Here is a 20,094-nt window from a genome sequence, read left to right on the forward strand (position 1 = left end):
GCCTTCTTGTAACTCTCAGGGGTGGAGGTGGCGGGAATCGAACCCGCGTCCTTCAGCGGTGTTTCAAGGCTTCTCCGGGCGCAGTCTGTTAGTCGTTTTCTCAGCCCCAGCGCTCTCACAGACACGTCGCTGACAGGCTCAGTCACTGTAAATGTCCCACACCAGCCCCGTGACCGGGCTAGTGCAGCAAGCTCCCTAAATGAGGCCAGGAGCCGGGACGGGAGCATCCCCGGGCTGACCGCTTCTTTAAGTGCTCAGGCCGTCAGGCGGCGAGAGCGAAGCTACTGCGCTGAGAATTGGCAGTTATTGGTTTCCAGAGATCGTTAACGAGATAACCCTGGATCCTCGGCCCGCTTCCCTTGGAACAAACGTCCAAAGTCGAAACCGTTCACCCCCTGTTGAGTTGTCAAACTCCCACCGGTCCCGCAGGGCGGTGGAAGTCCACACTATCAAGTCCAACAGGCGACCCGCACCTGACATTCCCGTTACACACGGTCAGCGGCAGGCGACGCCTCGGGCGCGCGCAGGAAGATGACCGCCGCCCCCGCGACCATCAGCCCGGCCAGAGCGATCACCCAGCCTGCCAGGGTGGAGCCACTACTTGATCAGGCGCAGCGTGAACGGGTAGCGGAAGTTGGAGCCGACCGCGGTCGCGAGGCCACCGATCCCGGTCAGGATGAACCACAGGATGCCGAGGATCGGGAACAGGAACCCCGTGAAGCCGTGCGTCACGCCCGTCATGATCCCCAGCAGCGCGAACGCCCCGAAGGCGCTCAGCTGGAAGTTCAGCGCCTCCACCGCGTGCTTACGGACGCCCGGGTTCTTCTGGCCGGCCGTCGCCACCACGATCGCCGGGCCGACGAAGAACGTCGGGTACCCGAGCCAGTGCGCGACGGTCCCCATCCCCCGGCCATCGCCGGAGTACCGCTGCACCGGGGCCGGCCGGGTGAAGGCGGCGGGTGCGTACGTCGGGACGGGCCGGGACACGAGTCCGTCGAAGGTGCTGTTGAGTTCGGCACGGGTGCGGGCCCTCAGAGCCAGCTCCAGCCGGGTGTCGAACTCGGCGTGGTCCAGCCGGCCGTCGGCGTACATTTCTTTCAGGATCTCGACGGCGCGGTCCCGTTGGGCCGGCGTCACCAGCAGGTCTGAAGTGGACATGCATCCACTCTGCGCGCCGGACGCCGTCCGCCCCATCGGGTGCAGCCCCCAGCCACCCCTGAGCCGACCCCAGACAGCCCTCAGCCCGGCCGGCCCGGCCCCCTCAGTCGCGGCGGCGGGTGCGCTCCGAGAGGGCGCGCCGGGCCTCGCGATCGGCCTGGCGCTCGGCCAGCGCGTGCCGCTTGTCGTAGTCCTTCTTGCCTCGACCGGTGGCGAGCTCGACCTTGGCGTACCCGTCCTTGAAGTACAGCGACAGCGGGATCAGCGAGACGCCCTGCTGCTCGACCGCCCGGATCAGCTTCTGCACCTCGTCCTTGTGCAGCAGCAGCTTGCGGGCGCGGCGCGGCTCGTGGTTGGTCCAGGTGCCGTGCTTGTACTCCGGGATGTGCATCCCCTGCAGCCACAACTCGCTACCGCGGACGGCGGCGAACGCGTCGACGAGGGAGGCCCGGCCCTGCCGCAGGGACTTCACCTCGGTCCCGGTCAGCACCAGCCCGGCCTCCACCACGTCCTCGATGTGGTAGTCGTGTCGCGCCTTCCGGTTCTGCGCGATCGGCTTCTGCTGGCCGGTCTGTTTCACCATCCGACCAGTATCGCAGGTAGCTCAGAGCCACTTCATCGGATTAACCACCCGGCCGTCCTGGTAGACCATGAAGTGCAGATGGCAGCCGGTGGAGTACCCCGTGGTTCCGGCGTACCCGATGATCTCGCCCTTGCTGACGTGCTCGCCGACGCGCGCCTTGTACCGCGACAGGTGGTTGTAGACCGTGGTGATGGAGCTGCCGTCGATCACTCCATGCGATACGAACAGCCGGTTTCCGTAACCACCGTTGTAGTACTTGTCCGTCACTCGTCCGCTCGCCGCCGCGCGGATCGGCGTACCGCAGGGGGCGCGGAAGTCCGTGCCGTCGTGCAGCTTCCAATAGTGCAGGACAGGGTGGAACCGCATTCCGTACGGCGACGTGATGTAGCTGCTGACCGGGTAGCTCAGCCCGCCGTCGCCGGAGTCGTCCGGAATGCGCCGCGGCGGCCGCCCTTCCTTGCGAGCCTTCGCCCGCTCGGCCCTCTCCCGGGCCGCCTTCTTGCGGGCGGCCGCGGCCTTCTCGGCCTTCGCGCGGGCGATCAAGAGCTGCTCGACCCGGCTGCGCTCGGCGACAAGGGCGTTGTACTGCGCCTGTTCGGTGTTCTTCTCGCGCTCCGCGGCCTTGTACGCGACCAGCTTCACCTGGGCGACCGCGGCGGCCTCGGCCTTGTCGGCCGCGACCTGCTTGGTCAGTGCGGTGACCTGCTTGACCGTCCGGGCCGCTTCGGCCCGGGCCGCGACCGCGGTCTTCTCGGCCAGGGCGACCTTGGCCCGCTGGTTCGCGAGCTGAGCCTGCGCGTTGTTCAGGTTCGTGATCGCGTTGCCCTGGATGCCGAACACGTTGCGCTGCACCTGCATCCCGGTGGCGATCTCGGCCGGCGACGCACCGCGCAGCGCGATCGTCAGCCCGACCAGGCCGGTCTGCTGCTGGTACGCCGATCTGACCGCGCGCCCGGCCACGGCCCGCTTCTCGGTGATCAGCTGCTCGCCCGCCGCGACGTCGGCCACCGCCGACGTCAGCGCCTGCTCGGCGGCCTGGAGTTTGCTCGCGGCAACCACATCGGCGGCCTTCGCGGCCGCCAGTCGGCCTTGGGCGGCGGCGTACTTGACCTGGACGACCTTGTATTTGGCCTCGGCCTGGTTGTACGCGGCGACGGATTCGCCGAGCTGGTCGGACGCCTCGGCGAGATCGGCCTTCTGCGCACCGATCTGCGAGTCGAGCTGTTTCTTCTTGGCGGCTGGATCCGGCGGGTCCGCTTGGGCAGCCGGAACCGCCGCCAGGACTCCGGCGGACAGGGACAGGACAAGGCAGCATGCGGCAACGACCGTCTGCCGTCCCGGCGGTCTGCTACGTGATCGCTGGTACGGCGTGGCGGTGGTGCCGGTGCTGTCGTCTCGCTTGATGCTCCCCCGCTGACGCGGGTTCGCACCGGGGAAGTGCGGGACCACAGGTCGACCCCTTGCTCTGGGTTGAGTTGTCGTGCGGTGATGCTGCTATTGCACGATAAGTCACCCGGGTCAGACTTTGAGGTATTTCCGGGTTGTCAGGAATGTCGGGACCACGGCGAGGATCAGTCCGACCACCACCATGATCAGCGTCGCCCGGAAGGTTTCCGCGGCGCCGACCCATTGCCAGACCCGGAACGTCTCCTCGGCCCGCTGCATGACGACGACGTACACGAAGACCCACAACGTGCCGCAGGCAAGGACCGCGCCGATCAAGGCGGCCAGCACCGCCTCCAGCAAGAACGGCAGCTGGATATAGAAGTTCGACGCGCCGACCAGGCGCATGATGCCGATCTCCCGTCTCCGGGCGTACGCCGCCAATCGGATCGTGTTCGAGATCTGCATCAACGCGGCCACCAGCAGCAGTCCTGCGGCGACCAGAGCGCCGACTTGCAACCCGTTCAGTGCCTTGAACAACGGATCGAGGTACTGCCGGAGGTCCTGCACGGTATCGACGCCGGGTAAGCCACTGACCGCGCTGACGAGGTTCTGATAGCGCTGTGGATCCTTCAGTTTGACCCGGTAGGACTCCTGCATCTGGTCCTCGGTGACCGTGCTGACGATCGGCGAGTCCTTGTACAGCTTCTTGAACGACTCGAACGCTTCCTTCTTCGACTCGCCGAAGACCCCGTCCGGTGCGGTGTCCGGGTTCGACTCGATCACCTGGCGGATCCGGTTCTTCTGCTCCTGGGTCACCTCGGCGCCGGCGCAGCCACGGCCGCCGGAGTCCTTGGTGCACATGAAGACCGAGATCTGGATCTTGTCGTACCAGTTCCCCTTCATCAGGTCGACCTGCTCGCGGGCGAGCAGCGCGCTGCCGAACAGCGACAGCGACACCCAGATGGTGACGACGACCGCGATGGTCATCGAGAGGTTCCGCTTCAGGCCGATACCGAGGTCGGAGAGGATGTAGTTCAAGCGCATTCTTCAGTCAGTCCCTGTACTCAGGCAGCGGTCTCAGTGCTGATAGCCGTAGACGCCGCGCGACTCGTCACGGACGACATGACCGTTCTCCAGCTCGATCACGCGCTTGCGCATCTGGTCGACGATCGACACGTCATGGGTGGCCATCACGACCGTGGTCCCGGTCCGGTTGATCCGGTCGAGCAGCTTCATGATGCCGACCGACGTACCAGGGTCCAGGTTTCCGGTCGGCTCGTCGGCGATCAGGATCATCGGCCGGTTCACGAACGCGCGGGCGATCGCTACCCGCTGCTGCTCACCGCCGGACAGCTCGTCGGGGAGCCGGTCCTCCTTGCCGTCCAGGCCGACCAGCTCGAGCACCTCGGGAACCGTCTTGCGGATGTGCGACCGGGGCTTGCCGATCACCTGCAGCGCGAACGCGACGTTCTCCGCGACGGTCTTGTTCGGCAGCAGCCGGAAGTCCTGGAAGACGGTGCCGATCTGGCGGCGCATCTGCGGGATCCGCCAGCTGGCCAGCCGGTTCAGGTCCTTGCCGGCCACCATGATGTGACCCCTGGTCGTCCGGTGCTCGCGCAGGACCAGACGAAGGAACGTCGACTTGCCGGACCCGGAGGTGCCGACCAGGAAGACGAACTCGCCTTTCTCGATCTCGACGTTGACGTTCAGCAGAGCGGCCTTGGACTGGCCCTCGTACGTCTTGGACACATTCTCGAAGCGGATCACGGGTCTATCCGGCCGTGGTCGGGAACAGGGAGCGACGCAGTGGTAACCACCATGGCACCGTACGCCACCGGAGCGGCCGTCGATCAGTGTAGGTGGTTCCGGGCGTGCCGCCGACCAGGCGTGCCGCTCCGAACGGGTGCGTCCGATAGACGGTCTACGACGTCAATCGTTGTACTGCGGCGAACCAGCGCCGGACCGAACTCTCAGGCGGGGGCCGGTGACGCGCCGTTGCCGTTGTCCGGGCGGGCACCCGCGATGCGGGCCACTCCCGGCTCGGGTTTCCGGCCGGCCCTGCGCGCGGCCTCCACGTGCAGGCGGGCCAACTCGACGGCCTGACGAGAGACCCTCACGGTCTTCTTCTCAGCCATGCTCCTCGTCTCCCTCGACGACCTCGATATCAGCATCCGCAATATCAGCGTACGCGGCCGGGCCGACCCGGTCGATCGCAACGGAGGCGGTCAACGCGGCGACCAAATCGTAGTCCTCAGCCTGTAACAGCTCCGACCGCATCAGTGAACGCAGTGTCACGACTCCGGCGTCCGTCCCCGCCTCGTCACCCTCGAGGATCTGCTCGACCGCCCAGCGGACCATCCGCATCGTCTCCTCGCGGTGCCGCCAGACGTCGAGCTCACGATCCGACTTCCGGGTCAGGTACGAGCCCAGGAACACACCGCCGAGCGCCAGCAGCGGGCTCATCACGGTCATCACCACACCCACGACCGAGATCCAGGTCGGAATCATGGACACACCCCGCCACTCACAAACGTCCTCCCAAACCCGTGGTGATGACCGGTCGATGATGCTACGAAGGAGCATTCCACCCGGCACGGACAGAACCGCGCCGGCAACCAGCGACCGACCAAGGATGACAAGGAGCAGTGTCACCGTGACCAACGAACCCGACGCGTACGACGTGTTCGTGCAAGGCACGGTGTTCCTCGACATCGTGCTCACCGGCCTGGAGTCCGCGCCGACCACCGGGACCGAGATCTTCGCCGAGGGGATGGGCTCCTGCCCGGGCGGGGTGGCGAACTTCGCCATCGCGGCCGCCCGCCTCGGCCTGAAGAGCGGTCTCGCGGCCGTCTTCGGCGACGACGTGTACGCCGACTTCTGCTGGCGGACGCTGGCCGACCAGGAGGGCGTGGACCTGTCCCACTCCCGCCGGATCGGCCACTGGCACTCCCCGGTCACCGTCTCGATGTCGATCGACCGGGACCGCGCGATGGTCACCCACGCCCACGAGGCCCCGGGCGACCCGAGCAAACTGGTCGGCCCGGGCCTGAACACCCGGTCCGCGATCGTGCCGGTCGCCGACGAGCTGCCCGGCTGGACCGTCGAGGCGCGAGAGTCCGGAGCGCTGCTGTTCGGCGACGTCGGCTGGGACCCGACCGACGAGTGGTCCCCGGCTGTGCTCGACGTACTGGAGGGTTTCCACGCGTTCACGCCGAATGCGGGCGAGGCGATGGCCTACACCCGCACCGACACGCCGAAGGCCGCGCTGCACAAGTTGGCCGATCGAGTGCCGCTCGCGGTGGTCACCAACGGTGCGGACGGCGTACTCGCGATCGACTCCACCACGGGCGAGGAGGAGCAGGTCCCCGCGCTGCCGGTCCGGTCCTACGACCCGACCGGCGCGGGCGACGTCTTCCTGGCGTCACTGGTCCTCGGCACCCTCCGCGGCTGGCCGCTGGCCCACCGCCTCGCCTTCGGCAACCTGTGCGCGGGCCTGTCCGTCCAGCACTTCGGCGGATCGCTCGCGGCCCCCGGCTGGGGCGACATCATCGACTGGGTCCGCGACCACAGCCGGCACCGTCCCGGAGGCGTCGACCCTGACATCCTGCAGCACTACACCTTCATCGGCGACGTCCTCCCCGAGGGCCCCGTCCCGATCGTCCGCCGGGCGTCGGCCACCATCGCCCGCCTGTCCGACGCCTGACCGCCAGACCGTCGCGGCGACGACCGCCAGCAGTACGCCGCCGGCCAGGAACCCCTGGGTCGGCGACGCCCGGTCGATCGCCAGCCCGGCAAGCACCGAGCCGGCCGAGCTGCCGAGATTGTTGGCCGTGTTGATCCACGTACTCGCCTCGGTGCGCTGGTGCGCCGGAGTGACGTCGTCCGCCGCCAGGTAGGCGACCACGAACAGCGGAGCCACAGCGAGCCCGGCGACCGCCATCACGACCCCGAGGACGACGAGGTTGGGTGCAAGCGACGCGGCCGATAGCCCGATGGCAAGTACGCCGATCAGCCCGGCAAGGTGAATCGGCCAGGACCGCGTGTGTTTCCGGCGCGCCCAGAGGAGTCCGCCGACGACGCTGCCCAGACCAATGCCCGCCTCGACGTACCCGGCCGCGCCGGGGTTGCCGGCCCGTTGAGCGACGCCGGCCACGCAGAGATAGGCGATGCTGACGCCTGACGCGGTGACCATGATGACGAGCAGGATCCGCCGTAGCGGCCGGATCGTGAGTGGCCCCAACGGATGGCGGTTCGGCGGCGCCGCGGTTGTGTGGGTCGTGATCGGGCTCGTGACCATCAGGATGGTCCCGGTGATCATGAGGACGGCGCAACAGGTGAGCGCCGACCGGGCGGATGCGACGCTGATCAGTACGCCGGCGAGCAGCGGACCGCCCAGGTACAGCGATTCCTCGCAGACGGCGTCCAGCGCGTAGGCCCGTTCCTTCAGGTCGGAGCCGTCGGTGAGCAGCCGCCAGTTCGACCGCATCGACGGTCCCAACGGTGGTGCGAGGAGTCCCGCCGTACCGACCAGCAGCAGCACGACGCTGTCCGCCGTACGAGTCGATGCGACGAGAGCGACGGATGAGCCGGCGGCCAGCAGGGGAAGGACGCGACGCTGGCTGAAACGGTCGACGAGACGGGCTTTGTAGGGCATCGACAACGATGCGAGACCGAACAACGCGACGGCCGTCCCGCCGGTCGCGAACGAAGCGGTGGAGTGCTGGACAGTGAACAGCAGGGACAACGGGAGCAGACCGTACGCCAGCCGCCCGAACAACGCCGGCACGAACGTGCGCAACGCGAACGGCAGCAAGACAACATCACGGTAGCTCCCGGCACGAGAAGTGCCGGACATGAATTCGCTCCTAGAGATCCGAACAAACTGGGCTCAACCGCGCCATCCAGCGCAGGAACCCTCTCTAGTCACGAGAAGAAGACATGTGGCACAGCATACGCGATCGCGGTTCTCACCACCTGGAAGTTCGGCGTCGTGCGCCTGCTCAGTCGTAGGGTCTTGGGTGGTGCGCGGGCTGTGGGACTGCGCTGGATGGAGGACGTGTGATGGTGGGTGCTGGGATCAGCAGGCGGCGGGTGCTGGCGGCGGGTGGTGGGTTGGCGGCTTTGGCTGTGGCTGGGTGTAGGTCCGACTCGGGGCGGCCGGAGACCGGGTCCGGCGGGTCGAAGCCGGCGTTGGCGCAGTGGTATCACCAGTACGGCGAGGCCGGGACCCAGCAGGCGGTCGAGAGGTACGCGAAGGAGTACCCGGACGCGACGGTCGGCATCCAGTGGTCGCCGGGCGACTACGACAAGAAGACCGCTACCGCGTTGCTGACCGACCAGGGTCCGGACGTCTTCGAGTACGTCAACGGTCCGACGATCGACATGATCAAGGCCGGTCAGGTGGTCGAGCTGACCGACCTGCTCGGCGACACCTGGCACGACTTCACTCCGTCGCTGATCGCCCGGATGTCCTACCAGGACAGGCTTTACGCGATCCCGCAGGTCACCGACATGCAGCTGCTCGTCTACCGCAGGAGCCTGCTCAGCGCGGCCGGCCTTCAGCCGCCGCAGACGGTCGACGAGCTGCTCGCGGCCGCGAAGGCGCTGACCACGGACAAGGTGAAGGGCCTGTTCGTCGGCAACGACGGCGGCGTCGGCGTGCTCGGCGGACCGGCGCTCTGGTCGGCCGGCCTGGACTACCTGACCGACGACAACCAGTTCGGCTTCGACGACCCGGCCGCGGCCGAGTCGCTGCGCAAGCTGCGCGAGTTGTTCACCTCGAAGACTCTGTTGCTCGGGGCACCGACCGACTGGTCCGACCCGTCCGCGTTCACCCAGGGGCTGACCGCGATGCAGTTCACCGGCCTGTGGACGTTGCCGGTGATCGAGAAGGCGTTCCCGGACGACTACGGCGTACTGCCGTGGCCGAAGCTGAACGCCAGCACCGGCAAGCCGAGCGTCCCGGTCGGCGCGTACGGGTCGTGCGTCAACGCGAAGTCGAAGAACGTCGACGCGGCGAAGAAGTTCGTCCAGTGGCTGTGGGTCGGCCAGACCGACAAGCAGCTCGACTTCGCCCAGTCGTACGGCTTCCACATCCCGGCCCGCAAGAGCCTGGCCGCGAAGGCGGAGAAGCTGAAGTCCGGCCCGGCGGCCGACGCGGTCACGTTCGTCAACCAGAACGGGCACGCCCAGACCCCGATCCTGTGGTCGCCCAAGTCCAGTTCGGCGTACTCCGATGCGCTCAACCGGATCATCCGCAGCGGATCCGATCCGGCCACCGAGATCAAGGCCGTCAAGGCCGTGGTGAACGCGGAACTCAAGCGCATCACCGGCTGACCGGATGGCAGAGTGGGTGCATGATCACCGTGCACCCACTCACCGATGACGACCGCGAGCTGATCGAGCTGGCCCGCCGGACCGTGGACGCGAACACCGACGGACCGGATGGCGTCTACACGATGGGTGCCGCGGTGCGCGGTGTGGACGGACGGATGTACGCCGGCATCAACCTGTACCACTTCACCGGCGGGCCGTGCGCCGAGTTGGTGGCGCTCGGCCGAGCGCGGGCGGAGGGCGCGCGCGAGCTCACCACGATCGTGGCCGTAGGCAACGAAGGTCGAGGCGTCGTCGGCCCGTGCGGTCGCGACCGGCAGATCCTGGTCGACTACCACCCAGGCATCCGCGTCATCCTGCCGACTGCCGAGGGCGTCGGCTCGGTCTTGGCCACCGACCTCCTCCCGGGCGCCTACCGCTGGACACCGAACCCCTGACCCATGCCGGACGGCTCCGAGCGCCGGAGCCATCCGGAACGGGATCAGTGATGCAGCTTGTAGGCCTGGTCGATCTCCTGGTCGACCGTGTTGCCCTGGCCGTCGGCGGCGGTGGTTCGCACCGACACCGTCTGCGCGCCCGCCGGGGTGCTGATCTCGGCGACGTACCGGTTGAGGCCGGTCCCGCGGACCTTGGCCGGCTGCCAGGTCGCGCCGTCGTCGGTTGACGTCTGCAAGCCGACGGTGGTCAGCGGGCCGACCTTTGCTCCGAGCAACGGTTTGAGCTCGAAGGGCAGCATGTGTGTCGCACCGGTCTCGACAGCTGGCCGGTAGCCGACGGTCCACAGCGGCAGAGCGGTCTTGGTGGCCGTCGTACCGGACCTGAACCGCCACGAACTGATGGTCCTGGTGGACACTCCGAGCGGCGACCCCACGGTCACGAGGTCCAGCTTGTACGTCGCCTCGTCCGGCGAGACGTCGACCGTCGCGGTCCCGTCGTTCGGCACCTTGACGCGGGTGTCTCCGTCGGGGCTCACCGTGAAGGTTCCGGTCCTGCGCGCGACATGTCCGGACCCGTCGGCACCCGCAGCCGACAGCGTGAGGACGTCACCCGCCCGCGAGAGGTCAGTCTGGTTGACGGCGTCGAAGGACTGGAACTGCAGCAGCCGAGCGTGGGCAGCGACCGGCGTCACGACCGTGTCGCCCCACTGACTGGGACACGTCCGCCCGGCCTGGCAGGTGACGGCGGACTGCGTGAAGCCGAGCGGGTCGCTGCCCGAGTACCGGACCTGGGGCTGCCAGCGAAAGTCGTCGGCCACGGTCACCCGGATGGTCGGTGTGGCCGGGAGCTTGGTGTACCGGTAGGTCTCGCCGAAGTCGATGCCGATCCTGGGCGAGATCCGCCAGGCGAACCACGCTGCGGTCGTCTCTGCGGCGCCCGCTGTGATCGTGGGCCGCAGCGTGGCCAGCTCGCTGTCGCGAACGGCCTTGGTGAAGCCGTCGAAGTATCCGTCGAGCTTCGACCAGTTCAGGTGGTACACCACCGGACTGTCGATGTATTCACCGTCCGGGGTGGGTGTGCCGACGCCGAACTCGCTGTGCAGGGTGCTGGTCAGTCCGGGCACCGTCGGACCGATCTGACCGACGAACAGGGCCGGATCACCGGTGCCACCGATGCCGCCGCCGCGGTTGAACAACGGCGTCACCAGTTCGAAGGCGGCGATGGTGAATCCGTTGCCGGCCCGCTGATCCTGGACCGAGAGCCTGACCGGCTTCGCCTGCCGGGCATCGAACGTGATCGTGCGATCAGCCGTCACATCGAGCTGCGGCAGGACCAGATCGATCGATTCCTTGCTCTCGGCGTAGACGCCGAAGACGGACTCCAGCAGGTAGTGCCCCTTGGGAACCCGCACCTTGTACTCGCTGCCGTCGCCCCCCAAGAACTCCTGCGACCCGTCGTGCCCTTCGGTCGCGTCGCGATCAATGAGGAAGTCGTAGTAACCCGATGTCTGCGCGCCGGTCCGGTCGAGGTGACGGACGGTCAGGTCGTAGCTCTCCACCTCACGCAGTACGGCGAGAGTGGTGGTGAGCGTGTCACCGGAGGCCAGTCGCGCCGTCAGCCGGCCGGTGTACTGCCCGTCGGGCCCGGTGTGGTTGGTGTTCGAGGTGACGACGACCTCAGCGGTGCCATGTGCCGGAACGGTCAGCGACGACGCGCTCAGCTGCACCGCAGACTCGGCCGCCGGTGCGCCGTCAGGCGCCGTCAGCTCGGCCTCGAGCGCGAGCGGAACCGGCTGGTCGCCGTCGTTGGTGTAGGTGACGGTCTTGTCCTGCGGAGTGTCGTCGGTGTGCGGCCAGCGCTGCACGTCGTACTCGATCGCGTCGGTGCTCGGCACCACCTGCAGGTTGACCCTGGTTGAGGCTGCGGGCGGCGCAGTGCGCCCGTCGTCGAGCCAGATCTTGCCGATGGGCTCTGCGGACCGGTGGGTGCCGGCCAGTTCGGCGTACAGGTCGGCGGCCTTGGCCTTCGAGACCCGGACCGCCGCCGGCCCGGAGGAGGTGACGACCAGCGGAAGGCCGTCGTCGTAGTTGAGCATCTGGCGCAGGTCGAACAGCCGCCGGTCGAGCCGATCGTCGGCGATCAACCGGCCGGCGTCGGACGGTACGACGAAGACGGCGCCGGGGGTCCGGTGGATCGAGAAGTGAACGTTCTCCCGGCCCGGGCCGGGGACGAACCGGACCTGGCGCAGATCCGGGGAGGTCTGCACTCGGTCACCCGTGATCAGGGTGACGGCGCGCTCGAGCCCTGCCGGCTGGACGGCCGGAGGCGGCGCGGCAGCGGATGGGGAGGATAGACCGATGGCTGTGACCAGTAACGTCACCGCCATCGGCACGAGTGATCGGCGGAAAGCTCTCATACCCAGCTTCTGTCCGATGCGGCCCGATCATTACAGCCCGCAGCACGCTCAGCTGGGCAGCCGGACCTCGCCCTCGCGGAACCACCAGGTGATGGCCTCGGCGGTCAGGATGCCGGCGCGGACGGCTGGATCGTCGGCTGAGTGGCGGCGGGCCTCCTCGATGCCGACACGGTAGAGGCACAGCCCGCGCAGCGTCTCGTCGTCGTGATCGCGGAAGGGGCCGGCCGCACCCATCACGCCCTCCGTGCGACGCGCATCGAGGAAGGCGAGATGTGCCTGCTGGATCCGGTCCTGCTCGTCCTCGGGCAGGGCCGGCGGGTCTGCGGGACGCCGGAGCAGGACGAGTGTGAGGCTCTCCATCCCAGGCCGCGGCGGCGTACTCACGCCTGCGCCACTCGCTCGGAGAGCATGAAGGTGTTGCCGTCGGGGTCGTAGAAGGTGGCGAGGCGAACCTCGTCGGCGACCAGCCGCGTCTCGCCGTCGAAGCGCGTCCCGTGCGATTCGAGGTGCTCGCGCGCCTTGTCGATGTCCCGTACGCCGAAGGTGACGACGACTCCGCCATCCGTCTTCGGGTCCTCGACCTGCCCGATCCCGATCGAGATCCCCGGCAGCGGCGTACTCAGCTCGGCCCACCCCCAGGCGTCCAGCCGGTGCACGACCTCGAAGCCCAGCGCCTGCTCGTACCACCGCAGCGACCGCTCCAGGTCGCCGACGTCCAGGGCGCAGACCGCGCGCCCGTCGTACTCGATCCCGCTCATAGTCCTGTTTTTATACTAGGCTTACTTTCGTGTCAACGCTCTCCCGCCTGCTGCACCTCCGCTGGGCCGTCCCGGTGCTCGCCGAGCTGCACCGCGGGCAGGGCGGACGTTTCGTGAACCTCACTCACACGCTCGGCGTCAGCCGGGAGTCACTGCGCCGTACGCTCGCCTTCCTCACGGACGCGGGCCTGATCGAGCGCAACCCGGGTCACGGGCACCCGCTGAGGCCGGAGTACCTGCTCACGATCGAGGGCGAGCGGCTCGGCGACCCATCCGTCGCGCTGACCGATCTGCTCGTCGAGCTCGAACTGGAGGACGTCGGCCTGCGGAAGTGGTCGCTGCCGATCCTGGCCGTGCTCAACCGGGAGTGCCGGTACTCCGAACTGCGCGCAGCCCTCCCCGGCATGTCGAACCGCGCCCTCGCCCTGGCCCTCAAGGACCTCGCGACCGCCGGCCTCGTCTCCAGGACCGTGACGACCGACTACCCGCCCGCGACGCTGTACGGCGCGACCGGCACCGGCCGCCGCCTGGCCCAAGCAGCGGAACGGCTTCAGAACGCCGGGATGACGTCCTTGCCGTAGGCCGCGAGCGTCTCTTCCTTCCCGTCGTGCTGCAGGTACACCGCGAACTGGTCGACGCCGAGCGCCTTCAGCTCGGTCAGCCGGGCGATGTGGCGGTCGACCGGGCCGAGGATGCAGAAGCGATCGACCACCTCGTCCGGGACGAAGGCGGTGTGGGTGTTGCCGGCCCGCCCGTGCTCGGCGTAGTCGTAGCCCTTCCGGCCCTCGATGTAGTCGGTCAGCGCCTTCGGTACCGCGCCCGACGTGCCGTAGCGGCCGACGATGTCGGCCACATGGTTGCCGACCATCCCGCCGAACCAGCGGGTCTGTTCGCGCTGGTGCTCCAGGTCGTCCCCGACATACGCCGGTGCTGCGACGCAGAACTTGATAGCCGCGGGATCACGGCCGGCCTCCTCGGCAGAACGTCGTACTGCCGTGATCATCCACTCCGCGATGTCGGGGTCGGCGAGCTGCAGGATGTAGCCGTCGCCGACCTCACCGGTCGCGGCCAGTGCTTTTGGCCCGTACGCCGCGACCCACACGTCCAGCGCGCCGTTGTCGACCCAGGCGAACTTCAGCTGCTGGCCGCGATACTCGACTGTCTCGCCGCGGGCCAGCGCGCGGACCACCCGGACGCACTCCTTCATCTGGTCGATCGTGCCGGGCTTCGCCCCGAGCGTGCGCAGGGCGGAGTCGCCACGGCCGATCCCGCAGATCGTCCGGTTGCCGAACATCTCGTTCAGCGTGGCGAACTGGGACGCGATCACGGTCCAGTCCCGGGTGCCCGGGTTGGTCACCATCGGGCCGACGATCACCCGCTGCGTCGCGGCCAGGATCTGGCTGTAGATGACGAACGGCTCCTGCCAGAGCAGGTGCGAGTCGAACGTCCAGACGTAGCCGAACCCCGCGTCCTCCGCCTTGCGCGCCAGCTCCACGACCGCGGACGCCGGCGGATCACACTGGAACACCACTCCGAAGTCCACGGTCTTCCCCCCTTGTTCTACTGCAGGTACGACGACAGGCCGCGCCGCAGGAACTTCCCCCGGCCCTTCCGGCCATGGTAGTTGCCGTCGGCCACGATCACCTCGCCGCGCGAGATCACCGTGCCCACCCGGCCCTGGATCTCGACCCCTTCGTACGCCGAGTAGTCCATGTTCATGTGGTGCGTGTCGACGCTGATCCGGGTGGTCGCGTTCGGGTCGTAGACGACCAGGTCGGCGTCCGAGCCGGGCGCGACGATGCCCTTCTGCGGGTACAGCCCGAACATCCGGGCCGGCGTCGTCGCGATCGTCTCGACCCAGCGCTCCAGCGACAGCTGACCGTCCACCACCCCTTGGTAGATCAGGTCGACCCGGTGCTCGACGCCGCCGATCCCGTTCGGGATCTTGGAGAAGTCGCCGACGCCGAGGTCCTTCTGGTCCTTCATGCAGAACGGGCAGTGGTCGGTCGACACGATCGCCAGATCGTTGCTCCGCAACCCTTTCCACAGGTCCTTCGCGTGCGACTCGTGCTTGCTGCGCAGCGGGGTCGAGCAGACCCACTTCGCGCCCTCGAATCCGGGCGCACCGAGCTGATCCTCGAGGGTGAGGTACAGGTACTGCGGGCAGGTTTCGGCGAACACGTTCCGGCCGGCGTCGCGGGCGGTGGCGACCGCCTCCAGGGCTCCGCTCGCGGACAGGTGGACGATGTACAGCGGGCAGTCCTTCGCCACCTCGGCCAGTGCGATCGCACGGCTGGTCGCCTCGGTCTCGAGCGCGGCCGGGCGGGTGATGCCGTGGTAGATCGGATCGGTCTCCCCGCGGGCCAGTGCCTGCTGCACGAGTACGTCGATCGCGATGCCGTTCTCCGCGTGCATCATGATCATCGCGCCGTTCTCCCGCGCGGTCTGCATCGCCCGCAGGATCTGGCCGTCGTCGGAGTAGAAGACCCCGGGGTAGGCCATGAACAGCTTGAAACTGGTGATGCCCTCGTCGGCGACCAGTTGGTCCATCGCCTTCAGGGCGTCGGTGTCGACGCCGCCGAGGATCATGTGGAAGGCGTAGTCGATGTGACAGTTGCCGTCGGCCTTCGCGTGCCAGGCGGCCAGGCCGTCCTGGACGACCTCACCGGTCCGCTGGACGGCGAAGTCGATGATCGTCGTGGTCCCGCCCCAGGCCGCTGCCCGGGTCCCGGTGTCGAAGGTGTCACTGGCCGCCGTACCGCCGAACGGGAGCTGCATGTGCGTGTGTGCGTCGATCCCGCCCGGAATGACGTACTTGCCGGCGGCATCGATCACCTCGTCCGGAGTGATCGACTGGCTGAACGACGGATCCAGCAGGGCAACGATCTTCTCGCCCTGGACCAGGACGTCCGCAACCTGCGTCCCGGTCGGCCCGACGACGGTCCCACCCTTGACCAGCAACGTCATGCCGGATTCTCCTTCGAGACGGTTCGTCCTACGGTTTGGTCAGGTCGCCGTACGCGTCCGGGCGGCGGTCGCGGTAGAACTGCCAGCGGTCGCGGACCGTGTCCAGCAGGTTCAGGTCCAGGTCCCGGACGATCAGTTCCGGATCGTGGTCGTGCCCGACGTCCCCGACGAACTTGCCCTCGGGGTCGACGAAGTACGACGTACCGTAGAAGTCGTTGTCACCGAAGTCGGACTCGATGCCGACCCGGTTGATCGCGCCGATGAAGTACTCGTTGGCCACCGCTGAGGCCGGCTGCTCGAGCTTCCACAGATACGCCGACAGTCCCCGGCTGGTCGCGGACGGGTTGAACACGATCTTCGCCCCGGCCAGCCCGAGCGCGCGCCACCCCTCCGGGAAGTGCCGGTCGTAGCAGATGTACACGCCGATCCGGCCGACCGCGGTGTCGAAGATCGGATAGCCGAGGTTCCCGGGCCGGAAGTAGAACTTCTCCCAGAACCCCTTCACCTGCGGAATGTGGTTCTTCCGGTACTTACCCAGGTATTTGCCGTCGGCATCGATCACCGCCGCGGTGTTGTAGAGCACCCCCGGCTGCTCGTGCTCGTAGACCGGCAGCACCATGACCATGCCGAGTTCCTTGGCCAGCGCGGCGAACCGCTCGGTCGTCGGCCCCGGCACGGACTCGGCGTACTCGTAGAACTTGGGATCCTGCAACTGGCAGAAGTACGGCCCGTAGAACAACTCCTGGAAGCACAACACGCGTACCCCGGCCGCAGCCGCCTGCCGCGCGTACTCCTCGTGGGCCTTGATCATGGACTCCTTGTCACCGGTCCACGACGCCTGCACCAACCCAGCCCTGACAACCTCCGCCACCAGAACCTCCCCAACTAGCCGAGCACCCATGCTCCATCCGCGCCCCCACAACCGTCAACGGATGCAGAAATCGGGCGCTCAGATCGTGACGGTGCGGGAGGCTTCGGCGACGACCTGCCCGGCGACTGTGGCATGGCTGGGCGGGAGGTGAGTGGTGTAGAGGTGGGATCCGGCGCCCTGGATGATGTGGAGGTCGCGGGCCAGGTGGGCGGTCAGTTGGGTGACGGCTGAGCCTGTTGCCTCGTCCTCCCGGACGCCCATGGCGGGTGCGAAGGCGCGGGCCCGGATGAGGCCGCGGGATTCGTCCAGCCAGGCCCAGAGATACGAGTGGCCGGCGGTGTACGACGCCGGGTCGGCGGCCAGGACGGCCTCGGCGGACTCGAGTTCCCGCCAGTCCCAGTCGCTTCCCCAGGCGGTGTCCGCTTGTACGGCGAACAGATCGCCCTGCCGCGTGACGGCGATGTCACCGACAGGCACTCGCAACGTGTCCACGGAGTGTCCCTGGGAGTGCAGCCACCACGAGACGCCGACGGTCGGGTGGCCCGCGAAGGGCATTTCGGTGGTCGCGGAGAAGATTCGGATCGCGCCGGACGCGGCGTCGTCGACGTACACGGTCTCGCTGTAGCCCAGCTCGGCGGCCACCCGCAGCCGGTCCGCGGGCGGCACGAGGGCACCGTCGATGATGCCGAGCGGGTTGCCGAAGCGTCCGTCGGGGTCGGTGAAGACCCGGACGACGTCGACCGGGATCAGGGTCAAGGACTCAGAAGACGGCGATCGCGGCGATGACCGCGATGAGCACCACGGCGGCGCCGACGACAGCCAGCACCCGGCCGTTCACCTTCGGTTCGGTGGTGGCCTCGGCCTGGCCCTCTCTCACGAAGGCGCGGAACATCTGGGTGTTCGCGCCCGGGTCCTGCTCGTTGTCGACGTTCTGCGGGACGTTCTGGTCAGCCATGGCCCCAGACCCTACCTGGCGCGAGTGAAGCCACAGCAGACGCCTGTCGAAGCCTGACAAAGACCTGATGTACCATTTGGTACATGCGCTTCGATCATTCAGTCAAGGTCCAGGCCACGCCCCAGCGGGTCTGGGAGGTTTACAGCGACGTCGCCAGGTGGCCCGAGTGGACCCCGACGACCATCGACTCCGTCGAGCGGCTCGACGCAGGTCGCATCCACGTCGGCTCCAAGACGCGGATCCGCCAGCCGAAGCTCCGGCCCGCGGTCTGGGAGGTGACAGACCTCAAGGAAGGCGAGTACTTCGAGTGGGTCTCCCGGGCGCTCGGCCTGAAGACCACCGGCGGTCACCGCGTCATTAGTACGCCGGAGGGCACGGTCGCGACCGCCACGATCATTCAGGAAGGTCCGCTCGGCTGGCTGTTCGGCAGGCTGTACGCGAGTCTCACGCAGCGTTATATCGAGACGGAGACGGAGAAGCTGAAGCAGGTCAGCGAGCAGACAACCCCGACCACTGACACCCAGTGAGCCGAGAGAGCCTGCTGGACGGTGCCGTCGAGCACTTCGCGAAACACGGCGTGGGCGACGCGAGCCTGCGCAGCATCGCGGGCTCGATCGGCACCAGCCACCGGATGCTGATCTACCACTTCGGTTCCCGCGAAGGACTGCTCGCCGAAGTGGTCCGGACCGTCGAGCAGCAACAGCGCGACCTGCTGACCGAGGTGCTGGCAACCGATCTGCCGGTGGAGGAGCAGAACGACCTGTTCTGGCGCCGCGTCACCGAGGCGGCCCTGATCTACGGGCCGCTGTTCTTCGAGCTGAGCGCTCACGCGATGCAGAATCGCCCGCACACCGAGGCACTGAAGGCGGACCTGATCAACGTCTGGCTTCCGCCGGTGATCGAGCTGTGCATCCGCGCGGGCATCCCACCCGACGAGGCACCGGCGTACGCGCGGCTCGGTCTGGCGGCGTCTCGCGGTCTGCTGTTCGACCTGCTCCTCACCGGCGACCAGGTCGGCGTCGACGAGGCGTCCGCGCTGCTGAACCGGCTGTTCAGTCTCCCGGCTCTGTAGGGGTTGCGACCCAGCCGGCAACGATCGGCAGCCGCGATTCCCGCAGTACTGCGGTGAACGCGAACGGCTGGTCCAGCGCGACCTCGAGCCGGCGGGCCTGGCGGGTCGGCATCGAGGCCCGGACCATCGCCATCGACGTGACCGCCGCGGCCTCGAACCCGGTCGCGAAGAACCGCGCGAGCACCTTCTGCTTCGCCTGCCCGACGGCGAGCGGCACCGGGCTGATCGCACTGAAGTGGCCGCGGACCCCGGGATCCGCGGTGACCGTGGTCAACCCGAACAGCTCACGCAACTCCAGCAGGTCGTGCTCGGCCTCGACATTGAACGACGGCAGCGTCAGCTTCAGATCGGGCCGCGGCGCCGTGGTCTGCCCCACCTTCACCCCCGGCGCGAGCTCCGTACCGGGCTCCCCCTGATCGATCAGCGCACTCCCAGGTAGGCCGTCAGCCGGACGGGCCGCGGCACCGAGAAGACCCGCGAGCACTTCTGGCTGCGAACCCGATCCAACCCCGAGCAGTACGTCGACATCCGCATCGCCGCGAACCGTGATCACGGTCAGGTCGTCGTACCGCCGTACGGCGTCGAGGTCGCTGTCGACGCGCTCCAACCAATGCCACCGGCTGCCCGCCCACGGTCCGGCCTGGACGCGCTTGATCTGCTCGGTGAACGGTCGGACCCAGGTGGTGCGCAGGGACAGCGCCGAGGCGAGGACGAGCATCACGTCGGGGTTGATCTCGACCGGCATCTCGCGGATCAAGTCGCTGGTGTGCTCCGCGGCCCACGCGTCGAGCTTCGGCTTGTCGACGGCGGCACGACCGGTGAGCGTTCCCATCAGCGGCGCCGGCACGACACTGTCGAACGTCTCCGCGAGCTTCAGTTGCTCATTCACCCAAACGCCCAGCGCCGCATGCAGATCGGCCGAGCCTTCGATCGCCCGAACCAGCGACAGGGCGTCCCGGGACCCCGCCGCCGCGTCGACACCGGCGGCCTGCGCCAACTCGGTCCGGCCTGGCTCATCCGCGGCCGTCGCCAGGATCGCGAGCAGCGGCCACAGACCGAGCCCGGACACGACAGTGTTCCCCGCCGGAAGCGTGCGGGCCCAGCGAGCGGTGAGGTCATTGACTGCGCGCACCACGTCGGCATCCATATCTCCACCC

General features: G+C 68.0%; 22 protein-coding genes, 1 other RNA gene and 1 pseudogene. 6 read left to right on the plus strand and 18 right to left on the minus strand.

Going from position 1 to position 20,094, the window contains the following annotated elements:
* Nucleotides 1-19: 19 nt before the first annotated feature.
* From ssrA to ACIBG5_RS33580, 8 genes are all read right to left on the minus strand, one after another.
* Nucleotides 20-396: a transfer-messenger RNA gene (ssrA, locus tag ACIBG5_RS33545) on the minus strand.
* Nucleotides 397-597: 201 nt separating this feature from the next.
* The gene (locus ACIBG5_RS33550) at nucleotides 598-1,158 is read right to left on the minus strand and encodes a DUF1707 and DUF4870 domain-containing protein (protein WP_396395541.1); all 561 of its coding nucleotides are present in this window, start codon (nucleotides 1,156-1,158) and stop codon (nucleotides 598-600) included.
* Nucleotides 1,159-1,261: 103 nt separating this feature from the next.
* The gene (gene smpB / locus ACIBG5_RS33555) at nucleotides 1,262-1,741 is read right to left on the minus strand and encodes an SsrA-binding protein SmpB (RefSeq protein WP_396395542.1); all 480 of its coding nucleotides are present in this window, start codon (nucleotides 1,739-1,741) and stop codon (nucleotides 1,262-1,264) included.
* A 21-nt stretch (nucleotides 1,742-1,762) separates the two neighbouring features.
* Nucleotides 1,763-3,190, minus strand: a complete 1,428-nt coding sequence (locus ACIBG5_RS33560; RefSeq protein WP_396395543.1) for a M23 family metallopeptidase — start codon at nucleotides 3,188-3,190, stop codon at nucleotides 1,763-1,765.
* Between the two features lie 69 nt (nucleotides 3,191-3,259).
* On the minus strand, nucleotides 3,260-4,171 hold the full coding sequence (gene ftsX, locus ACIBG5_RS33565) for a permease-like cell division protein FtsX (RefSeq protein ID WP_396395544.1): 912 nt from the start codon (nucleotides 4,169-4,171) through the stop codon (nucleotides 3,260-3,262).
* A gap of 33 nt (nucleotides 4,172-4,204) precedes the next feature.
* Complete coding sequence (gene ftsE / locus ACIBG5_RS33570) at nucleotides 4,205-4,894, minus strand: cell division ATP-binding protein FtsE (protein WP_131364582.1); 690 nt, start codon at nucleotides 4,892-4,894, stop codon at nucleotides 4,205-4,207.
* 203 nt (nucleotides 4,895-5,097) lie between these two features.
* Entirely contained in the window at nucleotides 5,098-5,262 is a 165-nt protein-coding gene (locus ACIBG5_RS33575; protein WP_360445271.1) for a hypothetical protein, read from the minus strand.
* On the minus strand, nucleotides 5,255-5,635 hold the full coding sequence (locus ACIBG5_RS33580; RefSeq protein WP_396395545.1) for a hypothetical protein: 381 nt from the start codon (nucleotides 5,633-5,635) through the stop codon (nucleotides 5,255-5,257). Before ACIBG5_RS33580 ends, ACIBG5_RS33575 begins: the two co-directional genes overlap by 8 nt.
* Before the next feature lie 145 nt (nucleotides 5,636-5,780).
* On the opposite strand from ACIBG5_RS33580, the gene ACIBG5_RS33585 reads away from it, so the two are divergent.
* The gene (locus tag ACIBG5_RS33585) at nucleotides 5,781-6,830 is read left to right on the plus strand and encodes a carbohydrate kinase family protein (RefSeq protein ID WP_396395546.1); all 1,050 of its coding nucleotides are present in this window, start codon (nucleotides 5,781-5,783) and stop codon (nucleotides 6,828-6,830) included.
* A gap of 15 nt (nucleotides 6,831-6,845) precedes the next feature.
* Here ACIBG5_RS33585 and ACIBG5_RS33590 read toward each other — a convergent pair.
* Nucleotides 6,846-7,982 (minus strand): annotated as a pseudogene (locus ACIBG5_RS33590) (MFS transporter); the annotation flags it as partial.
* A 272-nt stretch (nucleotides 7,983-8,254) separates the two neighbouring features.
* On the opposite strand from ACIBG5_RS33590, the gene ACIBG5_RS33595 reads away from it, so the two are divergent.
* A complete protein-coding gene (locus ACIBG5_RS33595; RefSeq protein ID WP_396395547.1) occupies nucleotides 8,255-9,463 on the plus strand; it encodes an ABC transporter substrate-binding protein in 1,209 nt (402 codons plus the stop codon).
* Nucleotides 9,464-9,483: 20 nt separating this feature from the next.
* Nucleotides 9,484-9,897, plus strand: a complete 414-nt coding sequence (locus tag ACIBG5_RS33600) for a cytidine deaminase family protein (RefSeq protein WP_396395548.1) — start codon at nucleotides 9,484-9,486, stop codon at nucleotides 9,895-9,897.
* 44 nt (nucleotides 9,898-9,941) lie between these two features.
* Here ACIBG5_RS33600 and ACIBG5_RS33605 read toward each other — a convergent pair whose 3' ends face one another.
* The 3 genes from ACIBG5_RS33605 to ACIBG5_RS33615 all read right to left on the minus strand — a co-directional run bounded on the left by ACIBG5_RS33605 (nucleotide 9,942) and on the right by ACIBG5_RS33615 (nucleotide 13,072).
* Nucleotides 9,942-12,284, minus strand: coding sequence for a hypothetical protein (locus ACIBG5_RS33605; RefSeq protein ID WP_396395549.1), 2,343 nt, complete (start codon nucleotides 12,282-12,284; stop codon nucleotides 9,942-9,944).
* A gap of 78 nt (nucleotides 12,285-12,362) precedes the next feature.
* A complete protein-coding gene (locus ACIBG5_RS33610; protein ID WP_396395550.1) occupies nucleotides 12,363-12,698 on the minus strand; it encodes a YciI family protein in 336 nt (111 codons plus the stop codon).
* Nucleotides 12,695-13,072 (minus strand): VOC family protein, encoded by a 378-nt coding sequence (locus tag ACIBG5_RS33615; protein WP_396395551.1) that lies wholly within the window; start codon nucleotides 13,070-13,072, stop codon nucleotides 12,695-12,697. Before ACIBG5_RS33615 ends, ACIBG5_RS33610 begins: the two co-directional genes overlap by 4 nt.
* A gap of 29 nt (nucleotides 13,073-13,101) precedes the next feature.
* Here ACIBG5_RS33615 and ACIBG5_RS33620 point away from each other — a divergent pair, with 29 nt between their 5' ends.
* Nucleotides 13,102-13,653 (plus strand): winged helix-turn-helix transcriptional regulator, encoded by a 552-nt coding sequence (locus ACIBG5_RS33620; RefSeq protein ID WP_396395552.1) that lies wholly within the window; start codon nucleotides 13,102-13,104, stop codon nucleotides 13,651-13,653.
* Here ACIBG5_RS33620 and ACIBG5_RS33625 read toward each other — a convergent pair.
* The 5 genes from ACIBG5_RS33625 to ACIBG5_RS33645 form a co-directional block, all read right to left on the minus strand.
* The gene (locus ACIBG5_RS33625) at nucleotides 13,623-14,615 is read right to left on the minus strand and encodes a TIGR03842 family LLM class F420-dependent oxidoreductase (protein ID WP_396395553.1); all 993 of its coding nucleotides are present in this window, start codon (nucleotides 14,613-14,615) and stop codon (nucleotides 13,623-13,625) included. The genes ACIBG5_RS33620 and ACIBG5_RS33625 overlap by 31 nt on opposite strands.
* A 17-nt stretch (nucleotides 14,616-14,632) precedes the next feature.
* Nucleotides 14,633-16,039: a dihydropyrimidinase gene (gene hydA, locus ACIBG5_RS33630; protein WP_396395554.1), complete on the minus strand. Its 1,407-nt coding sequence runs from the start codon at nucleotides 16,037-16,039 to the stop codon at nucleotides 14,633-14,635.
* 28 nt (nucleotides 16,040-16,067) lie between these two features.
* On the minus strand, nucleotides 16,068-16,910 hold the full coding sequence (locus ACIBG5_RS33635; RefSeq protein ID WP_396395555.1) for a nitrilase-related carbon-nitrogen hydrolase: 843 nt from the start codon (nucleotides 16,908-16,910) through the stop codon (nucleotides 16,068-16,070).
* Nucleotides 16,911-16,988: 78 nt separating this feature from the next.
* Nucleotides 16,989-17,666, minus strand: a complete 678-nt coding sequence (locus ACIBG5_RS33640; RefSeq protein ID WP_396395556.1) for a PhzF family phenazine biosynthesis protein — start codon at nucleotides 17,664-17,666, stop codon at nucleotides 16,989-16,991.
* A gap of 4 nt (nucleotides 17,667-17,670) precedes the next feature.
* Nucleotides 17,671-17,865: a hypothetical protein gene (locus ACIBG5_RS33645; RefSeq protein ID WP_393387242.1), complete on the minus strand. Its 195-nt coding sequence runs from the start codon at nucleotides 17,863-17,865 to the stop codon at nucleotides 17,671-17,673.
* Between the two features lie 83 nt (nucleotides 17,866-17,948).
* Here ACIBG5_RS33645 and ACIBG5_RS33650 point away from each other — a divergent pair, with 83 nt between their 5' ends.
* Complete coding sequence (locus ACIBG5_RS33650; protein WP_396395557.1) at nucleotides 17,949-18,392, plus strand: SRPBCC family protein; 444 nt, start codon at nucleotides 17,949-17,951, stop codon at nucleotides 18,390-18,392.
* A complete protein-coding gene (locus ACIBG5_RS33655; protein ID WP_396395558.1) occupies nucleotides 18,389-18,937 on the plus strand; it encodes a TetR/AcrR family transcriptional regulator in 549 nt (182 codons plus the stop codon). The genes ACIBG5_RS33650 and ACIBG5_RS33655 overlap by 4 nt, the downstream gene beginning before the upstream one ends.
* On the opposite strand, the gene ACIBG5_RS33660 is transcribed toward ACIBG5_RS33655, so the two are convergent.
* Complete coding sequence (locus ACIBG5_RS33660; RefSeq protein ID WP_396395559.1) at nucleotides 18,918-20,084, minus strand: serpin family protein; 1,167 nt, start codon at nucleotides 20,082-20,084, stop codon at nucleotides 18,918-18,920. The two genes, ACIBG5_RS33655 and ACIBG5_RS33660, sit on opposite strands and share 20 nt — an antisense overlap.
* Between the last annotated feature and the right edge of the window lie 10 nt (nucleotides 20,085-20,094).

Origin of the sequence: Kribbella sp. NPDC050241 (assembly GCF_044459685.1) — a bacterium.
In the GTDB taxonomy this organism is placed as follows: domain Bacteria; phylum Actinomycetota; class Actinomycetes; order Propionibacteriales; family Kribbellaceae; genus Kribbella.

Coding starts and splice junctions, on each gene's coding strand:
- ftsX (WP_396395544.1), bottom strand. CDS start 4,171: ATGCGCTTGAACTACATCCTCTCCGACCTCGGTATCGGCCTGAAGCGG.
- ACIBG5_RS33650 (WP_396395557.1), top strand. CDS start 17,949: ATGCGCTTCGATCATTCAGTCAAGGTCCAGGCCACGCCCCAGCGGGTC.
- ACIBG5_RS33550 (WP_396395541.1), bottom strand. CDS start 1,158: ATGTCCACTTCAGACCTGCTGGTGACGCCGGCCCAACGGGACCGCGCC.
- ACIBG5_RS33600 (WP_396395548.1), top strand. CDS start 9,484: ATGATCACCGTGCACCCACTCACCGATGACGACCGCGAGCTGATCGAG.
- ACIBG5_RS33580 (WP_396395545.1), bottom strand. CDS start 5,635: ATGATTCCGACCTGGATCTCGGTCGTGGGTGTGGTGATGACCGTGATG.
- ACIBG5_RS33645 (WP_393387242.1), bottom strand. CDS start 17,865: ATGGCTGACCAGAACGTCCCGCAGAACGTCGACAACGAGCAGGACCCG.
- ACIBG5_RS33660 (WP_396395559.1), bottom strand. CDS start 20,084: ATGGATGCCGACGTGGTGCGCGCAGTCAATGACCTCACCGCTCGCTGG.
- smpB (WP_396395542.1), bottom strand. CDS start 1,741: ATGGTGAAACAGACCGGCCAGCAGAAGCCGATCGCGCAGAACCGGAAG.
- ACIBG5_RS33575 (WP_360445271.1), bottom strand. CDS start 5,262: ATGGCTGAGAAGAAGACCGTGAGGGTCTCTCGTCAGGCCGTCGAGTTG.
- ACIBG5_RS33605 (WP_396395549.1), bottom strand. CDS start 12,284: ATGGCGGTGACGTTACTGGTCACAGCCATCGGTCTATCCTCCCCATCC.
- ACIBG5_RS33615 (WP_396395551.1), bottom strand. CDS start 13,072: ATGAGCGGGATCGAGTACGACGGGCGCGCGGTCTGCGCCCTGGACGTC.
- hydA (WP_396395554.1), bottom strand. CDS start 16,039: ATGACGTTGCTGGTCAAGGGTGGGACCGTCGTCGGGCCGACCGGGACG.